Source organism: Sorangium sp. So ce321, from assembly GCF_051530195.1.
Taxonomy (GTDB): domain Bacteria; phylum Myxococcota_A; class Polyangia; order Polyangiales; family Polyangiaceae; genus Sorangium.
The window spans coordinates 707,400-727,800 of sequence record NZ_CP150329.1 but is presented as its reverse complement, the minus strand read 5'-3'; the positions used below and the strand labels follow the sequence as shown (position 1 = coordinate 727,800).

Sequence of the window (20,401 nt, the reverse complement as noted above, 5' to 3'; positions counted from 1 at the left end):
TTACTTGCCGGCCTGGTAGATCTGGTCAAAGACGCCGCTGTCGGAGAAGTGCGTCTTCTGGGCTTTTTGCCATCCGCCGAACACCTCGTCAATCGAGAAGAGCGCGACCTTCTGGAAGACCCCCTGCGACTCGGCCGCCGCGAGGATCGCCGGATCGCGCGGACGGTAGAAGTGCTTCACCGCGATGCGCTGCCCCTCCTCCGTGTAGAGGAAGTTGAGGTACGCCTCCGCCACGGGCCTCGTTCCACGCCTCTCGACTACCTTGTCGACGACCGCGACCGGCGGCTCGGCGAGGATGCTGAGCGAGGGCACGACCACCTCGAACTTGTCCTTGCCGGCCTGCTTCACCGCGAGCAGCGCCTCGTTCTCCCAGGCGATCAGGACGTCGCCGATCCCGCGCTCGACGAACGTCGTGGTCGAGCCGCGCGCGCCCGTGTCGAGGACGGGCACGTTCTTGTAGAGACGGCCGACGAAATCCTTCGCCTTCGCCTCGTCGCCGCCCGCGCGCTTCAGCTCGTACCCCCACGCGGCGAGGTAGTTCCACCGCGCCCCGCCCGAGGTCTTCGGGTTCGGCGTGATGACCGCCACGCCCTCCTTCACGAGATCGTCCCAGTCCTTGATGCCCTTCGGGTTGCCGCTGCGCACCAGGAAGACGATGGTGGATGTGTAAGGAGCGCTGTTGTCCTTCAGGCGCGCCTGCCACCCTTCCTTGATGTACCCGCCGGCCGCGACCGCATCGACGTCGTAGGCGAGCGCGAGCGTGACGACGTCCGCCTCGAGGCCGTCGATCACCGACCGGGCCTGCTTGCCCGAGCCACCGTGCGACTGCTTGATGGTGACGTCCTGTCCGCTCTGCTCCTTCCAGCGCTTCGCGAAGGCGGCGTTCACCTCCTCGTAGAGCTCGCGCGTGGGATCATAGGAGACATTCAGGAGCTGCACCGCCCCCGACTTCGCGGCGCCGGGCGCGGATCCGGTCGCCTCGCCCTTCGAGCAAGCCGCCAGCGCCAGCACACAACACACCATCACGATCAAGCATCGCATCGCTCGTCCTTACTCCCTCACCCCGTGGCCAGGAACCGTGCTTCCCGCTGCGCGAGCGCGTCGAGCAGCTGCTGGAAGCGCGACGCGCCGATACGGCGCGCCATGAAGGCCGCGCGGCCGAGCTTCGCGCAGAGCTTCTTCGCGAGCAGCACGCCGCCGTGGCTGTTCACGTCGGTCAACACGATCACGAGATCGGCCCGCTCGATGGCCGCCCGCAGCTCGGCCGCGCCGCGGCCCCCGGTGTTGCCCGTGTGAAACTCCAGGTGGTGGCCCGCCTGCAACGCCATCCGCTCCAGCTGGGCCTGATTGCGATCCAACCCCCCGATCCAGGTGATCCGCATCGCGCCGTCTCCTTGCGACATCCAGCGGTGTAGCGCCGCTATAACGGACGTATCTCACGCTAAAGCAGATGGCGCAAGGGGGATCTGTCAATATAACGGAGGACACGTCTTGGATACCGGAGGGACACAGGGCGGCCAGGGTCTGGGAACAGGGCGGGGCTACCTACCTACCCGCGCGAGCCGTAGGTCATGACGAGGTACATGACGGCCTCGGAGCCGCCGGGGTTGCGGTAGCTGTGCGGGCTGTCGGCCTCGAACAGGATGGCGTCGCCCGTCTCGAGGACGCGCCGCTCGCCGGCCACGGTGATCTCCACCGAGCCCTCCGTGACGATGAGGTTCTCGGAGGTGCCGGGGGCGTGGGCGTCGGCGTGCTCCACGGAGCGCGGCGCGAGGCGGAGCTCGTAGAACTCGACGTTGCGCGGCCGGTCCATCGGGAAGAGCGCCCGCGAGGAGAAGTCGCCGTTCTTCGAGCGCAGGATGCGCGCGTGCGCGGACTGCATGACCGTCGTGACCGGCGAGGTCGCCTGGCTCATCAGCGCCGAGAAGGGGACCCCGAGGGCGCGCGCGATCTTCCAGAGGACGTTGATGGTCGGCGTGCTCTGGCCCAGCTCGATCTGCCCGAGCATCGCCCGGCTCACCCCGGAGGCCTTCGCCAGCCGCTCGAGCGAGAGGCCGCGCTCGGCGCGGAACCGCTTCAGGTTGGAGGCGACGACCGGCGTGAGGTCCGAGGTGTCGTCGAACGCGGGCTCGTCCCCGCCCGGCTCGCTCGCCGGGGGCGGCGGCGGCTCGGCGGCCAAAGGTCGCGCGGATTGCTGGGCTTTGCGTGCCTTCACTGGAGGCGTATCCGCCATAGTGGAGGGCGCGCGTCAAGCGAGCGAGGGCCCCAGGCGCCCAGGCGCCGTCAGAGAGCGCTCAGGCGCCGCCAGAGACGGCGTCCGCCACCGCGGTCCTGGCCGACGGGCGAGGCGCCGGCGGCGTGACCGCGGGCGCCGCGGCGGGGAGCGCGCTCACCGTTGTGTGGCCGGTGATGAGCCGGGCGCCGCGCTTGAAGGTGACGTACTGCCACATCCACGCGAACATTACAGCGAAGCGGTTCTTGAAGCCGATGAGGAAGAGCACGTGGACGCCGAGCCAGGCGAGCCACGCCAGCGTGCCCGACAGCTGGAGGCGCCCGACCTTCGCGATGGCGCGCGAGCGGCCGATGGTCGCCATGGTCCCCTTGTCGCGGTAGGCGAACTGCCCGCGGGGGCGGCCCTCGAGGTCGCCGAGGATGCAGCGCGCGACGAAGCGCCCCTCCTGGATCGCGGCGGGGCTGAGGCCGGGCACGTCGACGCCGTTGCGGTCGCGGAGCATGGCCATGTCGCCGATCGCGAAGGCGTTCGGGTGCCCGGGGATCGAGCAGTCCGGCTCGACCTTCACGCGGCCGATGCGATCGAGCTCGACGCCGAGCGAGCTCGCGAGCGGGGTGCCGCGGACCCCGGCCGCCCAGATGACGGTCGCGGCGTGGAGGCGCTCGCCGTCCTCGAACTCGACGCCCTGGTCGTCGATGCTGCGAAAGCGGCGGCCCTTGATGACCTCGACCCCGAGCGACGCGAGCTGCTCCTCGGCGCTCACCGAGAGGCGCTCGGGGAAGGCCTGGAGGATGCGCGCGCCGATCTCGACGAGCAGCACGCGCGAGAGCGACGGGTCGAGGGAGCGGAAGTCGCGCGCGAGGATGTAGCGCGCGAGCTCGGCGAAGGCGCCGGCCATCTCCACGCCCGTCGCGCCGCCGCCGATGACGACGAACGTGAGCAGCCGACGCCGCGCGACCGGGTCCTGCTCGCGCTCGGCGGCCTCGAAGGCGAGCAGCATGCGCTCGCGGATGGTGAGCGCCTCGTCGAGGTTCTTGAGCGCCGGCGCGAACCGGGCCCACTCCTCGTGGCCAAAGTAGTTGTTGGCCGCGCCGACCGCGAGGATCAGGTGATCGTACTCCAGCGTGTCGTCATCGACGGTGATGCGCCGGCCGGCGAGGTCGACGCGCTTCACCTCGCCGAGCAGGACGCGGACGTTGCGCTGGCGCGACAGGACCGATCGGATCGGAACCGCTATATCGGCCGGCGAGAGGCTCGCGGTCGCCACCTGATAGAGCAGCGGCTGGAACAGGTGGTGATTGGTCCTGTCGACGAGCGTGACCCGGACGGGCGCGTCGCGAAACGCCTTTGCCGCGTTCAGGCCGCCGAAGCCTCCGCCGACGATCACGACGTGGGGCTCTTTGACGGTGGTGGCCATGGTGCCTCCTGGCGAGGAACGCTTCCTCGGTGGCACAGCGATGGTAGGGGGCGCCGATCAGCGCGGCAAGCGGGCGCGCCCGGCGCCGCTGGGCGCAGGCCAGCGCGCCGGCATCGGTGGAGGGTCGCGGCGATCGTGGCGAGGAGGAGGTCGAGTTGGCGCCGGGGCGGACGCGAGGGAGGGCGCCGCGACCGGTCAGGCCGCGGCCTTCACGTCGGGCTTCGCTTCGGCCTTCATCAGCTCGGGCGCGGCCTCGCCCCGCAGCGCCTCGGCGAGCAGCTTCCGGCCGCGGTGCAGGCGGCTCATCACGGTGCCGACCGGGACGCCCAGCTGCGCCGCTGCGTCCTTGTAGGACATCTCCTCGAGGTCCACGAGCACCACGGTGTCGCGGAAGCTCGGCGGGAGCGTCGCGAGCGCGCGCCGCACGCCGGGCGAGAGGGCGTGCATCTCGGCGCGGCACTCCGGCGCGGTCCACGCGCACGGATCGGTCGCGAGCACGTCGAGGGCGTTGCGCTCGCGGCGGCTGCGCCGGCAGCGGGTGATGAAGACGCTGAAGAGGATCTGATGCACCCACGCCCGCAGGTTGGTCCCACGCTCGTAGTTGGACGCGAACCGGATCGCGCGCTCCACGGTGTCCTGCACGAGGTCCTCCGCCGTCGCGGGCGATCGGGAGAGCCGCAGCGCGCGCCCGAAGAGCTCCGGTGTCATCTCGACAAGGCCCCGGAGGAGCTCCTCGAGCGCCGGCCCCGCGCCCTCGCCCGCCGCCGTCCCGGCCGCGCCGCGGGACGGCCCGCGCCTCACGCCGGGGGGCAGCGGCGCTGAATTCGTGGACCGGGCGGGGACGTGAGCGGCGTGGACGAGCATGGGCGGGACCTCCTGCGCCTCAGCACTGGCAAGGCAGGTGCCACCGAGCGGGGCGCGCGAAAGGCGCGGAGAACAGCGGATGGCGCGGGCGGAGACACGCGGGCGCGTGTCAAATCGACAGCAGGTGGCCCGGGCCCGTCAGAGTGGCGAACCGACGTGGGATGCGCGCCGGCCCGGGGGTGGAACCGCGGAGGCTCGGCGTCCGCGCGGAGACGCGGGGGCCATGCGGAGGCGCGGCGCCCCCGCCGAGGCGCGGCGCAGGCGTTCAGCGGCGCCTGCGAGGAGCCCGGCGCCCCTCGCGCGGGCGCCGGCTCCGCGCGTCAGAGCGTCTCGAGGTAGGCGACGAGATCATCGATCTGGGCCGGCGTGAGCGTCGATGTCACGCCGTGCTTGTCCCCTCCGCCGCACGGCCCGAACCGGTCGTGGAGGGTCGAGGCGCAGCCGTCGTGCATGTACGGGGCGCGCGCGGCGAGCCCGCGCAGCGAGGGCACCTGGAAGGCCTTCCCCGTGCCCACGTCGACGGTCTGGTGGTTCGTGAGCTTCTCGCCCGAGTGGCACGACGCGCAGGCCACGGTCGCGTCGTTGAAGAGCGCCTCGCCGCGCTGCACGGCGCCCCTGTCCGCCGGCGCCGACACGGGGACCGGCCTGATCGTGTCGAGCCACGACGCGAACGCCGCGATGCGCTCGGCGCTCTGGCGCGGGCCGCCCATCCGCTGCTCGAAGACGTCGCTCATGATGGCGTCGAGGTCGGTCATGTCGCCGTCCCAGTGCAGCGGCGCCGTGTCGAGCACGCCGCCCGCGAGCGACTGCGTGCGGCGCGAGCCGATGGGCTTGAAGGCCCATGTCCGGCCGTCGTCCTGCCCCTCCGGGTGGCACGACGCGCACGAGATCATCATCAGCCCGTCGGCGTTGCCGTGAAAGAGGGCGTGGCCGGAGTCGAGCCGGCTCTCGCCGGGGAGCAGGAACGTGGCCATGTGCTGGCCGCTCACCGCCCCGAAGCGCAGGACGGTCGGCGGCTCCCGCAGCTGCACGAGCAGGTTGCCCGCCTCGTCGTAGCCGACGGCGATGGGCTCGCCGGGCACCGGGATGCTGCGCTGGTCGCGCGTGGCAAAGCAGTCGTCGAGCACATCCGTCTGCTCGAGCACGTCGAGCGGCGTCTCGACCACCTCGCGGCTGCCCGCCATCAACACCGCCGCACGAAAGCCATCGGGCGATATCGCCATGTCGACAGGGAGCAGGCCGAACGAGAGGCCGCCCACGCCGGCCGCGGGCGGCTCGCTGGCCCCTCCGGACAGCGGGCGCATGATGGTCACCGCGGTCTGGAGCACGATCGTGCTGCAGTCGAATCCAGAGTAGCTTCCCTGCGGCGAGTCGCCGATATCGATGGGATCCACGAGGCCGCGCTGGTGCACCATGGCCACGCCGCCCCCGGGCAGCGGGACCGTCCTCCACGCCACGGCCGGCTCGAACTTGCGCTCCAGCTTGGGCTGGACGTACATCGGCGGCTTCAGGCGCTCGGCCACGGTGCCGTCCTTCGAGACGACAAGGAGCTCGGGCGACCGGAACCGGCTCACGAGGAGCGAGTCCCCCTCGACCACCACGTCGCGCAGGTCGCGGTCGAGGCGCAGCTCGCGCACGGGCGGGGCCTCGAGGTCGGAGGAGAGCGTGACGAGCTCTCCGCCCGCGCACGCCACGTGGAGCAGCTCGGCCGCGGCGTCATACGCCACCCCGCGGGGCGCGGCGCAAACGGGCCTGCGGTGCGCCTCCTTCGTCGCGAGATCGATCGTGACCACCGCGCCGCCGCGGCGGAGCGCCACGTGCGCGGTGCCGGCCGCCCCCTCGGTCACGCGCCCGGGCTCGTCGCCAGGCTCCAGGGCGAGGGTGGCCTCCACCTCGAGGGTGTCGAGGTTGATGATGGAGACGCTGTCGCGGTCCGGATCCGCGGCGACGACGCGCTGCTTGTCGGCGGTGACGAGGAGCGTGCCGCCGCTGATCGGCGGAGGCGGCACCGGGGACACATGGACAGGCTGCTCGTCCAGGAACGGCCCGCTGCCGCCCTCTCCACCCCCCACCCCGGTACCACCGAAGTCCCCTGTCGACCAGGACCCCGTCGATGAGGGTCTGTCATCATCGTAAGGAAACCACTCGTCGGGTTCACATCCGGCCATGGCCGCGGCGGCGAGCGCGGCGGCCGCGCCGAGCCGTGTTGCAACGTGAGCTTTCATCGTGCCTCCTGCGCCCGGCTCCGTCGCGCGATCGAGCGGCCCGAGCGTGCCTCGAATTTCGGATAGCAGCGCTGGAGCCCGGCTCCGTGGGCGTGCGATGATCCTGACATGAGCAAGGTCGCGGTTCTTGGGTCAGGGATTGTCGGGCAGGTGCTGGCGGATGGGTTTCTCAAGCACGGTTACAGCGTGATGCGCGCCACGCGCGAGCCCTCGAAGCTCGCGGCATGGCAGTCGGACGCGGGGCCGAAGGCGACCGTGGGGACGTTCGCAGAAGCGGCGAAGTTCGGCGATGTGATCGTGCTCGCGGTGAAGGGGACGGCGGCGGAGCAGGCGGTGGAGCTCGCGGGACCCCAGGCGCTCGCGGGGAAGACGGTCATCGACGCGACCAACCCCATCGCGGACGAGCCCCCCGTGAACGGGGTGCTCAAGTTCTTCACGGGACCGAACGAGTCGCTGCTCGAGAGGCTGGCGCGGCGCGCGCCCGACGCGCACTTCGTGAAGGCCTTCTCATCCGTCGGCAGCGTGTGGATGGTCAATCCGGATTTCGGCGGCGTCCGCCCGACGATGTTCATCTGCGGCGACGACGCCGCCGCGAAGAAGCAGGTGGAGGGCATCCTCGACGCCTTCGGGTGGGAGACCGAGGACATGGGGAGCGTGGAGGCGGCGCGCGCGATCGAGCCGCTCTGCATGCTCTGGTGCATCCCCGGCCTGCAGAACAACCGGTGGACGCACGCGTTCAAGCTCCTGAAGAAGTAGGCAGGGCGGCGCGGGCGCGGCGCCCCCGGCGCTCAGGCCCGCCTCACGCGGGCAGCGGGTCGACCCCGGCGGCCAGCGCGGCGATCAGACCGGGGACCAGCTCGGCGATCTCGCTCGCGAGCAGCCCCCGATCGCTGCCCGTCTGCGCGCGCCACACGTCCCCGGCGAGCGCGTGGATCAGCACCCCCGCGCTCGCGGCGGCGGAGGGCTCCATCGAGCACAGGAGGGCGGCGATCATCCCCGTCAGGACGTCGCCCGAGCCGGCCGTGGCGAGCGCCGGGTTGCCCGCCATGCAGATGAACATGCGGCCGTCCGGGAGGGCGATGACCGTGCGCGCGCCCTTGAGCAGGACGGTCGCCCGGGTCAGCGCCACCGCCTCGCGCACCGCGCCGAAGCGGTCCTCCTCGATCGCGCGCGCGCTGCGGCCCAGCAGCCGGCCGAGCTCGCCGGAGTGCGGCGTGAGGATGAGGCTCCCGCGCGCGGTCGCGAGCGCCTCGGGGCGGCCGACGAAGTGCGTCAGGGCGTCCGCGTCGACGACCTTCAGGCCGTCCCAGCCCAGCACGACGTGATCCACCGCGGCCCGCGCGCGCTCGTCGAGGCCGAAGCCGGGGCCGATGGCGACCGCCCGCCGCCCGGCGAGCGCGCCGTCGAGCGACGCCTCGATGCGGGCCGGATCGATCGCCGTCGTCATCAGCTCGACGACGCGCGACTCCATGGCGGGCGCCGTGTCGGCCCAGGTGCAAATCGTGACGAGGCCCGCGCCCGTGCGCATCGCCGCGCGCGCCGTCAGCAGCGCGGCGCCGAGCTTGCCGGACGAGCCGGCGATCACGAGCACGTTGCCCGCCTGGTGCTTGTAGACGCTCGCCTCGCGCGGGCGCAGGTACGCGCCGATGGTCTCCTTCCGGATGACCTCCGCGACGTGGCCCACCTGGGCGAGGATCGGCCGGTCGGGGACGCCGAGATCGACCACGTGGACGTTGCCCGCGAGCCGCGCGCCCTCGGGCGTGAGCAGGCCGATCTTGAGGTGGCCGAACGTGACGGTCTCGTCGGCCTGCACCGCGGCGCCGAGCGGCGCGCCGCTGTCGGCGTCGAGACCCGAGGGCACGTCGAGCGCGATGCAGAGGCAGGTCGCGGTGTTGAGGACGCCGATGACGTCGGCGAGGTGGCCCTCGATCGGGCGGTCGAGGCCCGTGCCGAAGAGCGCGTCCACCACGATGTCGGCCTCCGCGAGCGCGTCCTCGAGCGGCGTGAGCGACGCGCCCGGGGGGAGCTCGACCAGCGAGCCGCCGAGGTCGACGTACGCGTCGTGGTTGATGCGGCTGTCGCCGGTGACCTTCTCGGAAGGGGCCGCCAGGAAGACCTGGACCTCCGCGCCGCGGGCGAGGAGGTGGCGCGCCACGACGAAGCCGTCGCCGCCGTTGTTGCCGGCGCCGCAGGCGACGACGACGCGGGCGTGGAGCGGGTAGGTGGCCGGCTGCCCCGGGCTCGGGACGTGCCGCACCGGGAACGAGCGCACGCGCGCGGCGCGGGCGTCCTCGACGTCGCGGCGGCCGTTCGGCGGCGGCGGGACGCTCCCGGCGCGAGGGCCGCTGGAGGGCAACGTGGCGGGCCAGAGCGTCCGCGCGGGCGCCTGGAGAGGCGCGGCGGGGTGCGGCGCCGGGCGCGCGGCGTGGCCGGGGAGCCCGGCGGTGCGCGCCCCGAGGATCGCCGAGATCACGTCGGCGGCGCCGCGTCCGGCGTTCTCCATGAGGACGACGCCGGGGACGTGGCACTGGTGGATGGCGTGCTTGTCGAAGGCGCGCATCTGCGCGCGCGAGAGGACCGGAATCACGAGCGCTCTTTCCCTTCGTCGTCCAGGTTGGATCGGCCTTCGCCGTCCCTTTCATCAGAGGTCGGGGATCGGCCTTCGCCGTCCCTTTCATCAGAGATCGGGGATCGGCCTTCGCCGTCCCTTTCATCAGAGGTCGGGGATCGGCCTTCGCCGTCCCCTTCCAGAATGGCCACCGCCGCCGCCACACCGGCGTCGTGCGTGATCGACAGGTGCACCCGCTTGACGCCCAGGCGCTCCGCGAGCGCGCGCGCCGGGCCGTGGAGCGCCATCGTCGGCGGCGTGCGCGGCGCGCCGCGCACCTCCAGGTGATGCCAGCCGACCCCCGGCGCCCCGGAGAGGGCCTTCACCACCGCCTCCTTCGCGGCAAAGCGGCCCGCGAGCGCCGTCGCCCGGTCCACGCGGTGCGCGAGCGAGCGGCGCTCGGGCTCGGACAGCACCCGCTCCCAGAACCGATCCCCCCACCGCGCGAGCGCCTCCTCCATGCGTCCGATGCCGCAGACGTCGATGCCGATGCCGAGGATCATGCGCCCACCTCGAGGAGTGACCCGGGCCGCAGGCCGGCGGGCGGTTCCAGGGCGCCCTCGCGGGCGGCGCTCGCCGCGGCGCGAGCGACGGAGCGGAGACACAGGGGGCAGACCATGGAGCGACTCTACCCTATTCAACGGCGACGCCCTCTGAAACGCGATCCGCGCCTCGCCCCCGACCGCGGAGAAGGGCCCTCCTGCGTGCGCCCGCGGGGAGCTCGCGAGGAGCTCGCCCGGGCCGAGGCGGCCGGCCGCGGCCCGAGACGCCGTCGCCGCGCGCGCACGCTGCGCGTCGCACGAGCGTCGCCGCCGGGCGCCTTTCGCGGCTAGCATCCCCGCGGCGCCCCATGCAGACAGCCCTCGATCTGACGGTCATGCTCCCGCAGAGCGCCTACGACTACGGCGAGCGCTCGTCAGGAGAGGCCCACGGCGTGGTGCTGACGAGGCCCCATGTCGTCAATCTCATCCTCGATCTCGCGGGCTACACGGCTGACCGGGATCTCGCGTCGCTCTCGCTGCTCGAGCCGGCCTGCGGCCACGGCGCGTTCCTCGTCCCCGCGGCCGAGCGGCTGCTCCAGTCGGCGCGCCGCCACGACCGCGACCTCCGAGACATCGAGTCCGCCATCCGGTCCTACGACGTCGCGCGAGACCACGTCGACCGCTCGCGCCTCGCGGTCGCCGGCGCGCTCGCCCGGCTCGGGCTGCCGCGCGGCGACGCGGAGCGCCTCTCGGAGGCCTGGATCGCCCACGGCGACTTCCTGCTCACCAGCCAGGGACGGCGCTTCGACGCGGTGGTGGGCAATCCACCGTACATCAGGATAGAGCAGCTCTCGCCCGAGCTCCAGGACGAGTATCGACACCGCTACAGGTCGCTCTACGACCGCGCCGATCTCTACGTCGCGTTCATCGAGCGCGGCCTCGATCTCCTCGCGCCGGACGGGGTCCTCTCCTTCATCTGCGCCGACCGGTGGACCCTCAACCGCTACGGCGCCCCGCTCCGCCGGCTGCTCTCGAGGTGGTTCCAGGTCCAGTGCTATATCGACCTGCACAGCGCCTCTCCGTTCGAGTCGGACGTCGTCGCCTATCCGTCGATATTCGCCGTGTCGCACGGCAAGACAGGGAGCGTGCCTGTCGCGACGCTGCGCACCGCGTCTCCGGAGGAGTGCGAGGCCGCCTCGTCCGCCCTGAGGGGCGCGCCGGCGCCCTGCCCCGGCGTCACCGTGTCGGAGTACCCCTCGTGGTTCGAGGGGGACGACCCGTGGGTCCTCAGCTCGCCGGAGCACCTCGAGGCCCTGCGCTCGCTCGAGGCGCGGTTCGCGCCCATCGAGGCGGTCGGCGGGACCCGCGTCGGCATCGGCGTCGCCACCGGAAACGACAGGATCTACATCGTCGGCGGCGACGTCGACATCGAGCGCGACCGGCTCGTGCCGCTCGTCATGCGCGGCGACATCGAGGAAGGCCGCATCCGCGACGCGGGGCGGTTCGTCATCAACACCTTCGGGGACGACGGCAAGGTGGTCAATCTGGACGAGTACCCGAGGCTCTCCGGGTACCTGCGCGCCCACGAGGCCGAGATCAGGAAGCGCTACATCGCCCAGAAGAGCGCCGCGAGCTGGTTCCGCACCATCGATCGCGTCTATCCAGAGCTGGCCTCCACCCGGAAGCTGCTCATCCCCGACATCGCAGGATCCAACGAGGTGGTCTACGAGGAGGGCAGGTTCCATCCGCACCACAACCTCTACGTGATCACCTCGGAGGGCTGGGACCTGGAGGCGCTCGGCGGGCTCCTCAGCTCCAGGGTCGCCCTCTTCTTCGTGTGGTCCTACGCGGTCAAGATGCGCGGGGGTTACCTGCGCTTCCAGGCCCAGTACCTGCGCCGGATCCGCCTGCCGCCGCCGGACAGCGTCGCGGAGGACCTGAGGAGCGAGCTCCGGAGCTCCTTCCGAGAGCGCGACTTCGAGAGGCTCGATGCGCTCGCGCTGCGCGCCTACGGCGTCGACGCGCTCCCGGGGTTCAGCTTCCTCGATACGAGGAAATAGCGAGCTGCCTCGCCCGCGCGCGGCGTGGTACGTTCGCGCTCCCGGGAGCGTTCGCGGGCGAGGGGATGGGCGGATGACGGCGGAGAGGATCGCGTGCGCTAGCCGTATCGAGGCGGTCGTCGTCTACGCGCGCGGGGCGATCGTCACCCGCCGCGTCGAGCTCGCGGCGCCGCTCCCCCGGGGCGCGACGGAGATCTCGGTGGCAGGGATCACCCCGCTCGCCGAGCCGGGGAGCTTCCGCGCGCTCGTGGCCGCCGCGGGCGAGCCGGCGAGCGCGGCGGGCACGGCAGGGGTCCCGCGCGACGTGCGCGACGTGCGCGACGTGCGCGAAGTTATCGGCGTGCGCGCGCGGCTCGTGGTGCCCCCGGCGCCCGTCTCGCGGAGCGCGCTGTCGGCGCGGCTGCGCGAGCTCGAGCTCGCGATCGAGCGCCTGGCCGCCGAGCACGCCCACCTCCGGCTCTGGCGCGACCAGCTCGGGGCCGTCGCGCTCGATCCGGAGCTCGCGCGGCGCTTCCGGCCGGGCGACCCGGCGGCGCGCATCCGGGACGCGCTCGCCGTGAGCGGCCTGCTCTCGGACGAGCTCGCCGCGCTCGACGCGCGCGCGGCCGTGGTCGAGGCGGAGCTCGAGCGCGCCCGGAAGGAGCTCCTGGCCGCGCAGCTCGACGCCGCCCAGGCGGCCAGCGGCGAGGTCGAGGAGCGCGCGCCGGCGCGCCTCGACGTGGCCGTGCGGCTCGCGCCCGCGCGCGACGGCGCGGGCGGGGAGCCGGCGCTCCGGCTCGAGTACGCCGTCGCCGCCGCGCGCTGGTGGCCCACCTACGCGGCGCGGTTCTCGCGCGGCGCGACGGAGGTCGCCCTGCAGCTCGACGCGCTCGTGGCGCAGGCCTCCGGCGAGGACTGGAAGGACGTGCGCCTCGCGCTGTCCACCGCCGACCTCGTGCAGGACACCCGGCTGCCGGAGCTCGCCTCGCTGCGCCTCAGCCGCGCCCAGCGCCCCCCGCGCCGCGGCTACCGCCCCGCGCCCGAGGGCCTCGACGCGATGTTCGAGGGGTTCGACCGCTTCGTCGCCGCCCTCCCCCAGCCGGCCGCGCGGACCAACCCCGCGCCGCCTCGGCTCCCGGCGCCCGCCTCCGCCGCGGACGACGCGCCCACGCCGATGCCGGCCACGGTCGCGGCCGACGCCATGGCCAGCCAGGAGCTGCTCGAGACGATGTACAGGGTGCCCGCGCCCGGCGCCGCCCCGCAGCCAGCGTCCAGCGCGCTCAGCGCGAGCTTCGCGCCGCCGCCCCCGGCGCCGCTCGCCATGGCGATGCCGCCCGTCGCGCCGGCCCCGGCCCGATCGCGCGGGCTGTCGCTCCCGTCGTTCGGCGGGGGCGCGCCGGCGCCGGCGCAGTCGTTCCGGTCGAGCGCGCCCCTGGCCTCGAAGGCCGCCTTCGCCCGCGCGTCGGTCGCCGAGATGACGGCCGGCGCGGCCGACGATGCGCTCGCCGTCGACGACGAGCTCGAGGGCCCTGGCGCGGCCCCGGCGCCGATCGAGCCGGCGCTCGTCGAGGAGTGGCTCGACTTCGACGCGCTGCACCTCCCCGGCGCGGGCCCGCAGCGCGGCCGGCTCGCGCGCGACAAGCCGCGGCGCGCGGGGCGCTCCGCGCGGCAGGCGCAGGCGGACATCATGAACCTCCCCGCCCCGCCCCGCGCCGTGGATCCGCGCGACACGCGCGGCCAGTTCGACCACCTCTACGCGGGCGAGGGCGCCGCCGACGTGCCCTCGAACGGCAGGCCCCACCGCGTCGCCCTGAGCGCCGCGGGCGCCCCCGCGGCGCCCCGGTTCGTGGCCGTGCCGCGCGAGGCCGCCGAGGTCTACCGCGAGGCGCGCGTCGAGAACCCGTTCGACGCCCCGCTGCTCGAGGGGCCGGTCGACATCTTCGTCGACGGCGCCCTCGCCGCGCAGTCCGCGCTCGGGCACGTGGACCGGGGCGGCGTCCTCCGCGCCGGCCTCGGCGTCGAGGAGCGGATCCGGGTCGCCAGGAACGCGCGCGTGGACGAGTCGAGCGCCGGCCTGCTCGGCGGCTCGCTCGCCGTCGAGCACGCGGTCACGATCGATCTGGCCTCGTCGCTCGGCGTGGGCGTCGAGGTCGAGGTCCTCGACCGCATCCCCGTGACGGACGACAAGGACGTGGAGATCACGCTGCTCTCGTCGCAGCCGAAGGCCGAGCCGTACAAGCAGGAGGAGCTCGGCGAGCCCGTGCGCGGCGGGCTTCGCTGGCGCGTGCCGCTCGCGCCCGGCGGCAAGGCCTCCGTCGCCTTCACCTACCGCGTCGTGTTCTCCTCGAAGAGCGAGGTCGTCGGCGGTAACCGTCGGGAATAACAGGGAAAACGAGCGCGCCATGGCAAGGGATGCGGACGGTTCGGGCCGGGCTGAGCGGAGCGCCGGCGAGGAGGGCGCAGGCGACGTGAGCGCCGCCGCGCCGAGCGTCAGCGAGGAGGGCGCAGGCGACGTGAGCGCCGCCGCGCCGAGCGCAGGCCAGGGGAGCGCCGCCGAGCGCGCGCCCTACCCGAGCGCGGCGCGCGCGGTGACGCTGTTCGAGGACCGCGCCGAGGTCGTGCGCGCCGCGCGTGTCGAGGTCGAGGCCGGGGCGCAGTGGGTCGCGATCGGCGGCGTGTCGGTGTTCGTCGACGAGCGCACCGTGCAGGCGCGCGTCGCGCCGGCCGCGGGCGCCGAGGGCGCGGTCCGGGTGACGGCGGCGCGCGTGCGGTGGAGGGCGCACCGGGAGGCGGCGCTCGGGCGCGAGGCGATCGACGCGCTGGAGCGCGAGCAGCGCGAGGCGTCCCGGCGGGCCGGCGCCGCCGAGCTCGCGCGGGACCGGGCGTCGCGCCGCGAGGCGCACCTCGACCAGCTGCTCGCGAAGTGGGCCCAGGCGGTGAGCGAGGTCCCGAAGGACGCCGGCGATCCCGCGCGCCTCGCCTCGTGGCGCGGCGGCATCGAGGCGCTGCGCGCGGCGCTCGCCGACGCCCTCGCCGCGTCGGCCGAGGCGCGCGCCGCGCGGACGCACGCCGAGGACGACGCCCGGCGCGCCGCGACCCGCCTGCGGGAGGGGTCGCTCGAGCAGCCGCGCTACGAGGCCGTGATCGAGGTGGAGATCCACGCGCCCGCGCCGCAGCCGGTCGAGCTCGAGCTGACGTACCGCGTCGCGTGCGCGATCTGGCGCCCCGAGCACCTGGCGCGGCTCTCGGCAGACGCCGCGGGCGGCGCCGGGGCGCGGCTCTCGGGAGACGCCGCGGGCGGCTCGGTCGAGCTCACCACCTGGGCGACGGCGTGGCAGGCGACGGGCGAGGCCTGGGAGAACGTCGCCGCCCGCTTCTCGACCGCGCGGCCGGCGCGGACCGCCGAGGCGCCCCTCCTCGCGGACGACGTCCTCCGGCTGCGGCGCAAGACCGACCTCGAGCGCCGCCGCGTCGTCGTCGAGGCGCGCGACCAGGCGATCGCGGCGGCAGGGCTCGGCCACGGGGCGCGCGCCGTCGACGAGATGCCGGGCGTGGACGACGGGGGCGAGCCGCTGATCTTCGAGGCGGCGGAGCCGGTGACCCTCCCCTCCGACGGCCGCCCCCTGCGCGTCGAGATCGCGCGGCGCTCGCTCCCGGCCGAGCTCGCGCTCGTGCTGTACCCCGAGGCCCACCCCGCGGCGCACCTGCGCGCGACCGTGACGCTGGACGGCGGCGGCGCCGGGCGGCCGCGCCCGCTGCTCGCGGGCCCGGTGCGGGTCGCGCGGGGCGGCAGCCTCGTCGGCCGCGCCCGGCTCGACTTCGTCGGCGCCGGCGAGCCGTTCGAGCTCGGCTTCGGCGTGGACGACGCTGTGCGCGTCCGGCGCACCGTGGACGAGAAGCAGGAGACCACGGCGATCACCGGCAGCCGCAAGATCCGGCGGCGCGTGAAGCTCTCTCTTTCCAACCTCTCCAGCCTCACGAAGCGGGTGCTGGTCACCGAGCGGATCCCCGTCAGCGAGGTGGCCGAGGTGGAGGTCGCGCTCGGCGAGGCGCCCGGGTGGACGCTCGATGAGAAGGACGGGTTCCTCCGGGGCCGCGTCGAGCTGCCGCCGAGGGGCGTGAAGACGATGGCGTTCACCTACGAGCTCCGCGCCGGTGCGAGCGTCGTGTTGCCGTTCTGAAACATGACGGTCGGCGGCGCTCCACGGCCGATGCCGGCCGTGGAGCGCCGTTGACAGGACGCGGTCCCCTTCTGTAACTGATGGATTCTCCAGCAACTTCACTCGCGGGGAAGGAGGGTCGCCATGAGGCAGCAGATCGATGGGGCCGTGGTGCTGACCGCGGCCGAGGAAGACGTCATGGAGTACTTGCCCAACAGAGGCGTCTTCTTCGCGCAGCTGCTGGGGCGAGGCCGCGGGCAGGGCTTCGGCTTCTACAAGGGCAAGATGGATCCCGGCTGTGAGATCTCGCGCGAGCTCCACACCGAGACGACGGAGACCATCTACATCCTGGCCGGCAAGGCGCTCGGCATCATCGGCGACCGCGAGGTGCCCCTCGGCCCCGGCCAGATGATGCACGTCGAGAAGAACGTGCACCACGGGCTGCGCAACGCAGGCGCCGGCCCGCTCGAGTTCCTCGTCATCGGCCACCCCGACTTCTGATCGCGCGGTCCGCTCCTTGAGGTGCGCTGCAGCCCTCCGGCTCTCCCGCGGTGCGCTCGCCGCGGCGGCGCTGCTCGGCGCGCCGTCGGCGCGGGCCCAGGCCGCCGCGCCGACGCCCGGCGCGGCGGTCGCGGGCGCCGGAAACGCCGGCGCGCTCCGGCCCGAGGCGGCGCCGCGCGCGCCTGGCCCCGAGCGCCCGGCGCCGCCTGGCCCGGGGCGCCCGGCGGCGGCGCCCGAGCGCGGCGCCGCGCCGCCCAAGATCGCGTGGGACCCGCGCTGGCCGCGCTTCCGCACGAGCGAGTACGTGGCCACGGGGCTCCTGGCCGCGACGGCCTTCGGGACGCTCGCCATCCCGCCGTCGGGGGGCCGGTGGACGGCCGTGAACGGCTTCGACGGCTCGGCGCGCGAGGCGCTGCGGATCGGGAGCGATCGCCAGCGCGAGATCGCGCGGGACGCGAGCGATCTCCTGCTCACGATGATGACCAACCACCTCGCGGTGGACGCCCTGCTCGTGGCCTGGTGGGGGCACGGGCGCGGCAGCGTCGCGTGGGAGATCGCGATGATCGACATCGAGGCGCTCACGCTGAACGCGGCCCTGAACGGCGTCGTCGCGGGGCTCACGAGCCGCGAGCGCCCCTACCGCGCCGTGTGCACCGGGCCCGAGGAGGAGCAGGACCGCGACTGCCGCGGGAGCAAGCGGTACCGGAGCTTCTTCAGCGGCCACAGCTCGACCGCGTTCACGGCGGCGGGGCTCACGTGCTCGCACCACGCGCACCTGCCGCTCTACGGCGGCGGCGCGCCCGACGCGCTCGCGTGCGTCGCGTCGCTCGGGACGGCGGCCGCCGTGGCGACGCTGCGGGTCGTCTCGGACCAGCACTTCGCGACCGACGCGCTCACGGGCGCGGCCGTCGGCACCCTGACGGGCCTCGCTGTCCCGTGGCTCCTGCATTACCGCGGCGGCGCCGCCGCGGCATCGGACGCGGGCGCGCGGCGCGGCGACGCCGTGTCGATCCGCTTCGTGCCGGCGCCGCTCGGCGGGTATCTGGTGGGCAGGTTCTAGCGATGGCGCGCCGCCGCCCCCTCGCCGCCGCCGCGGCGCTCGCCGCGGTCGCCCTGGTGCCCGCCTTGGCGCGCGCCCAGGATCCGGCCGACCTGCCGCCGCCGGCCAGCGATCCGCCGTCGGCGCCCTCGGGGATCGACCTCCCGCAGAAGCGCTCGTACTGGGCGCGGAGCGCGGGCGCGCGCCCGTTCGTCTCCGCGCTGCTGGAGCTCGGCGTCATCTATTTCAGGCCGAGCCTCGCGCTCGGCGTCGGCAAGCCGCACTGGTCGTGGCTCGGGATCGAGGGGTACTCGAGCGTCTCGCCGAGCGGAGGCGCGGAGTACGTCGGCCTCCGCGCGGCGCTGCCCAGGCTGGAGATCCGCGGCGGCGCGCGATACGCCTTCTCGACGTCACAGTACTTCCTGCAGCCCCGGGCGTCGTACACGCGCAGGGAGACCGAGCTCATGCAGGGTCCCAGGGCGCGCTACGTCGCCGGGGAGGTCGAGGTGTCGGGCTCGATACCGCTGCTCGGAGGCAGCCTGTTCGGCGTCGCGACGGGCTATGCGGTGCTGGGCACGCCCGAGGGATACTACCTCTACGAGGAGGCGCTCCACACCGTGATGAAGCCGCCGTACCTCTACCGGGCCAGGCTCGGCTATATGGGAGAGCTGGACCGGTACGGCGAGCTGCGGCTCGGCGCCGCCGCCGAGGTGCTCGGCAACCCTGGCCGCGACAGCCGCATCGTTCGCGTCGGCCCGGTGCTGGCCATCTCGCTGACACACCACCTGGACGCGGTGGGGACGGTGATGGTCGTGGCGGCGACGCCCGATCGGCTCGGCTTGCTGGGCGCGGATCTCGGGCAGCTCGGCCTGCGGTACCGGTGGTCCACCGGCGATCGCTGGCCGGAGTTCCCCTGAGCCAGGCGCCGGGCGCGGGGCGTGGTAAGCGTCCTGAATGAACAAGCTCATTCCCCTGACCTTCCTCGCCGCGGCGCTCGCGGCGTGCACCCAGCCCGGCGACGCCAGCGCCCCGGCCGCGCCCGCGGCGACCAGCGCGGCGGCGCAGCAGCCGAGGGCGGACGCCCCGAAGGCGAAGGCCGCGGAGGCGCCGGCGAACGCGGCCCAGGCGAAGATCGGCCAGCCCGCGCCGGATTTCACGCTCCCGGACCTCGACGGCAAGCCGGTCAAGCTGGCCGATCACAAGGGCAAGACGGTCGTGCTCGAGTGGTTCAACCCGGGTTGCCCGTTCGTACAGCTCGCGCACCGCAAGGGCGGCCTGAAGGACGTGCCGGCGCAGCAGACCGCGAGCGGCGTCGTGTGGCTCGCCATCAACTCGGGCGCTCCGGGCAAGCAGGGCGCGACCCGGGAAGAGAACGTGAAGGCCAAGGCCGAGTTCGGGATGGCCTATCCGGTCCTCCTCGACGAGAAGGGCGATGTCGGGCGCGCCTACGGCGCCCAGCGCACACCGCATATGTACGTCATCGACCCGCAGGGCACGCTCGTCTACGCGGGCGCCATCGACAGCACGAAGGGCGGTGAGCCCGAGCCGGACGAGAAGGTCACGAATTACGTGGACGTGGCGCTGACCGAGCTCGCCGCCGGCAAGGCGATCTCCACGAAGGAGACCGAGGCGTTCGGCTGCACGGTCAAGTACTGAGCTGCGCGGCCGACGAGCGCCATCGCAGCTCCACCCACCTTGGCGCCCTACCGCGCCCACACGGCCCGACACGCGCCGCTCCGCGCTGGCCTCTTTCCTCGAACAACGCACCCGACCGCCTGCTCCCGCCGCACGCCGCGCGGCCGGCGTCACGCGCTCGCCCTCTGCTGGCCGCCTGCACACGATGGTGACACGCCGCGTCCTGGGCTATTGACATGGACGTGAGTCCCGGTCTACCGTCGTGCGGCAGCTCTGTAATATCGCCAGTAGCTGACGTTCCAGGCAAATCGCTACCTGGCGAGCGACCCAAGGGATGATGGCCATTCAGGGCCATACGCTGGGAGCTCCCAAGGCAGGTGCTGATGCGAAGGTTCATGTTCACGCTGCTCCTTCCCCTCGTGTGCGCCTGCGCTCCTGACGCATCCGTCGAGGAAGGGCTCGCGATGACGGCCGATGTCGGGCCCTCCGCGGAGGTTCAGGGGTCCACCACGCCGGCGCCGGCCGAGCTCTCGCCGAGCGGGGTCGTATCGAATGGATTCTGGCCGAATGCGCTCAGGCCGGACTCGATACCGTCGACCGCGATCGGCGCTCTCCAGGTCCAGGCGCTCGGAGGGGTCGTGTCCCGCGACTTCCTCCGTTATGCGATCGGCTGCGCGCTCGATCGCGCGCAGGCGATCAAGCTCGACGGGCCCGGCGGCGCCGAGGAATACCGTGGAGCTGTCGGGCTCGCTCCTGAATGGACGGAAGGGCCGCTGTCTCCGGTCAAGCAGCGGTGGGTGTCGGCCTGCGTCGCCGCGCGGACCAACTACTTCGGCGTCCCCGTGATGCTGTCGATGCGCGCGCAGGCGAGCGCGCAGCTCGCCGCCGGCCGCGAGGAGCGCGGCGCCTTCACCGGCAAGGAAGGCGCGTTCTGGGGCAACCTGTTCGGCGAGATGCCCGCGCTGTACACATGCCACGTCCCGGACAATCTGGAACGCTCCCGCGCGAGGAGCCGCGCGTGTGCGACGGGGCATGACACCGGCTCCGGCGTCGCCGGGTGCGGCATCATCCAGCGGACGGGAGATTGCGCGTCTGTCTGCTCGGCCGCGGCCGACCCGGCGATGGGCTACGCGGCGTGCAACGGCTCGAGGGAGGTCATCACGACCTTCCTCGAATAGAATCGAGGCCCGAGCCAGGG

The 20,401-nt window shown here is 73.6% G+C and carries 18 protein-coding genes; 9 read left to right on the top strand and 9 right to left on the bottom strand.

Translation table 11 applies throughout. From position 1 onward, the window contains the following. The 6 genes from WME89_RS02835 to WME89_RS02810 all read right to left on the bottom strand — a co-directional run bounded on the left by WME89_RS02835 (position 1) and on the right by WME89_RS02810 (position 6,739). Complete coding sequence (locus tag WME89_RS02835) at positions 1-1,041, bottom strand: sulfate ABC transporter substrate-binding protein (RefSeq protein ID WP_438007747.1); 1,041 nt, start codon at positions 1,039-1,041, stop codon at positions 1-3. A 17-nt stretch (positions 1,042-1,058) separates the two neighbouring features. Then, positions 1,059-1,382, bottom strand: coding sequence for a DUF2325 domain-containing protein (locus WME89_RS02830; RefSeq protein ID WP_436624787.1), 324 nt, complete (start codon positions 1,380-1,382; stop codon positions 1,059-1,061). 167 nt (positions 1,383-1,549) lie between these two features. Next, positions 1,550-2,233 (bottom strand): helix-turn-helix domain-containing protein, encoded by a 684-nt coding sequence (locus WME89_RS02825; RefSeq protein ID WP_437623324.1) that lies wholly within the window; start codon positions 2,231-2,233, stop codon positions 1,550-1,552. 61 nt (positions 2,234-2,294) lie between these two features. After that, positions 2,295-3,650 (bottom strand): NAD(P)/FAD-dependent oxidoreductase, encoded by a 1,356-nt coding sequence (locus WME89_RS02820; RefSeq protein ID WP_438007746.1) that lies wholly within the window; start codon positions 3,648-3,650, stop codon positions 2,295-2,297. Positions 3,651-3,845: 195 nt separating this feature from the next. Continuing rightward, complete coding sequence (locus WME89_RS02815) at positions 3,846-4,514, bottom strand: RNA polymerase sigma factor (RefSeq protein WP_438007745.1); 669 nt, start codon at positions 4,512-4,514, stop codon at positions 3,846-3,848. Between the two features lie 320 nt (positions 4,515-4,834). Next, complete coding sequence (locus WME89_RS02810) at positions 4,835-6,739, bottom strand: c-type cytochrome (RefSeq protein ID WP_438007744.1); 1,905 nt, start codon at positions 6,737-6,739, stop codon at positions 4,835-4,837. 108 nt (positions 6,740-6,847) lie between these two features. Here WME89_RS02810 and WME89_RS02805 point away from each other — a divergent pair, with 108 nt between their 5' ends. Further along, entirely contained in the window at positions 6,848-7,495 is a 648-nt protein-coding gene (locus tag WME89_RS02805; RefSeq protein WP_438007743.1) for an NADPH-dependent F420 reductase, read from the top strand. Positions 7,496-7,538: 43 nt separating this feature from the next. Here the strand turns inward: WME89_RS02805 and WME89_RS02800 are convergent, their stop codons facing one another. Together WME89_RS02800 and acpS are read right to left on the bottom strand one after the other, a co-directional pair. After that, a complete protein-coding gene (locus tag WME89_RS02800) occupies positions 7,539-9,326 on the bottom strand; it encodes an NAD(P)H-hydrate dehydratase (RefSeq protein ID WP_438007742.1) in 1,788 nt (595 codons plus the stop codon). Further along, the gene (gene acpS, locus WME89_RS02795; protein ID WP_438007741.1) at positions 9,323-9,850 is read right to left on the bottom strand and encodes a holo-ACP synthase; all 528 of its coding nucleotides are present in this window, start codon (positions 9,848-9,850) and stop codon (positions 9,323-9,325) included. The genes WME89_RS02800 and acpS overlap by 4 nt, the downstream gene beginning before the upstream one ends. 347 nt (positions 9,851-10,197) lie before the next feature. Here acpS and WME89_RS02790 point away from each other — a divergent pair, with 347 nt between their 5' ends. Beyond that, positions 10,198-11,889, top strand: coding sequence for an Eco57I restriction-modification methylase domain-containing protein (locus tag WME89_RS02790; protein WP_438007740.1), 1,692 nt, complete (start codon positions 10,198-10,200; stop codon positions 11,887-11,889). A 123-nt stretch (positions 11,890-12,012) separates the two neighbouring features. On the opposite strand, the gene WME89_RS02785 is transcribed toward WME89_RS02790, so the two are convergent. Beyond that, a complete protein-coding gene (locus tag WME89_RS02785) occupies positions 12,013-12,174 on the bottom strand; it encodes a hypothetical protein (protein ID WP_438007739.1) in 162 nt (53 codons plus the stop codon). 37 nt (positions 12,175-12,211) lie between these two features. Here WME89_RS02785 and WME89_RS02780 point away from each other — a divergent pair, with 37 nt between their 5' ends. From WME89_RS02780 to WME89_RS02750, 7 genes are all read left to right on the top strand, one after another. Further along, positions 12,212-14,251 carry a DUF4139 domain-containing protein gene (locus tag WME89_RS02780; protein WP_438007738.1) on the top strand — a complete coding sequence of 680 codons (2,040 nt, stop codon included), beginning with the start codon at positions 12,212-12,214 and terminating at the stop codon, positions 14,249-14,251. 19 nt (positions 14,252-14,270) lie between these two features. Continuing rightward, the gene (locus tag WME89_RS02775; protein WP_438007737.1) at positions 14,271-16,049 is read left to right on the top strand and encodes a DUF4139 domain-containing protein; all 1,779 of its coding nucleotides are present in this window, start codon (positions 14,271-14,273) and stop codon (positions 16,047-16,049) included. Between the two features lie 123 nt (positions 16,050-16,172). After that, positions 16,173-16,529: a cupin domain-containing protein gene (locus WME89_RS02770; protein WP_437654290.1), complete on the top strand. Its 357-nt coding sequence runs from the start codon at positions 16,173-16,175 to the stop codon at positions 16,527-16,529. A gap of 16 nt (positions 16,530-16,545) precedes the next feature. Further along, the gene (locus WME89_RS02765; RefSeq protein ID WP_438007736.1) at positions 16,546-17,589 is read left to right on the top strand and encodes a phosphatase PAP2 family protein; all 1,044 of its coding nucleotides are present in this window, start codon (positions 16,546-16,548) and stop codon (positions 17,587-17,589) included. Positions 17,590-17,591: 2 nt separating this feature from the next. After that, positions 17,592-18,485 carry a hypothetical protein gene (locus WME89_RS02760; protein ID WP_438007735.1) on the top strand — a complete coding sequence of 298 codons (894 nt, stop codon included), beginning with the start codon at positions 17,592-17,594 and terminating at the stop codon, positions 18,483-18,485. Positions 18,486-18,522: 37 nt separating this feature from the next. Then, a complete protein-coding gene (locus tag WME89_RS02755) occupies positions 18,523-19,224 on the top strand; it encodes a thioredoxin family protein (RefSeq protein ID WP_438007734.1) in 702 nt (233 codons plus the stop codon). Positions 19,225-19,586: 362 nt separating this feature from the next. Further along, the gene (locus tag WME89_RS02750) at positions 19,587-20,381 is read left to right on the top strand and encodes a hypothetical protein (protein ID WP_438007733.1); all 795 of its coding nucleotides are present in this window, start codon (positions 19,587-19,589) and stop codon (positions 20,379-20,381) included. The last annotated feature ends 20 nt before the right edge of the window (positions 20,382-20,401 follow it).

Coding starts and splice junctions, on each gene's coding strand:
- WME89_RS02835 (WP_438007747.1), bottom strand. CDS start 1,041: ATGCGATGCTTGATCGTGATGGTGTGTTGTGTGCTGGCGCTGGCGGCT.
- WME89_RS02830 (WP_436624787.1), bottom strand. CDS start 1,382: ATGCGGATCACCTGGATCGGGGGGTTGGATCGCAATCAGGCCCAGCTG.
- WME89_RS02825 (WP_437623324.1), bottom strand. CDS start 2,233: ATGGCGGATACGCCTCCAGTGAAGGCACGCAAAGCCCAGCAATCCGCG.
- WME89_RS02820 (WP_438007746.1), bottom strand. CDS start 3,650: ATGGCCACCACCGTCAAAGAGCCCCACGTCGTGATCGTCGGCGGAGGC.
- WME89_RS02815 (WP_438007745.1), bottom strand. CDS start 4,514: ATGCTCGTCCACGCCGCTCACGTCCCCGCCCGGTCCACGAATTCAGCG.
- WME89_RS02810 (WP_438007744.1), bottom strand. CDS start 6,739: ATGAAAGCTCACGTTGCAACACGGCTCGGCGCGGCCGCCGCGCTCGCC.
- WME89_RS02805 (WP_438007743.1), top strand. CDS start 6,848: ATGAGCAAGGTCGCGGTTCTTGGGTCAGGGATTGTCGGGCAGGTGCTG.
- acpS (WP_438007741.1), bottom strand. CDS start 9,850: ATGATCCTCGGCATCGGCATCGACGTCTGCGGCATCGGACGCATGGAG.
- WME89_RS02790 (WP_438007740.1), top strand. CDS start 10,198: ATGCAGACAGCCCTCGATCTGACGGTCATGCTCCCGCAGAGCGCCTAC.
- WME89_RS02775 (WP_438007737.1), top strand. CDS start 14,271: ATGGCAAGGGATGCGGACGGTTCGGGCCGGGCTGAGCGGAGCGCCGGC.
- WME89_RS02770 (WP_437654290.1), top strand. CDS start 16,173: ATGAGGCAGCAGATCGATGGGGCCGTGGTGCTGACCGCGGCCGAGGAA.
- WME89_RS02760 (WP_438007735.1), top strand. CDS start 17,592: ATGGCGCGCCGCCGCCCCCTCGCCGCCGCCGCGGCGCTCGCCGCGGTC.
- WME89_RS02755 (WP_438007734.1), top strand. CDS start 18,523: ATGAACAAGCTCATTCCCCTGACCTTCCTCGCCGCGGCGCTCGCGGCG.
- WME89_RS02750 (WP_438007733.1), top strand. CDS start 19,587: ATGCGAAGGTTCATGTTCACGCTGCTCCTTCCCCTCGTGTGCGCCTGC.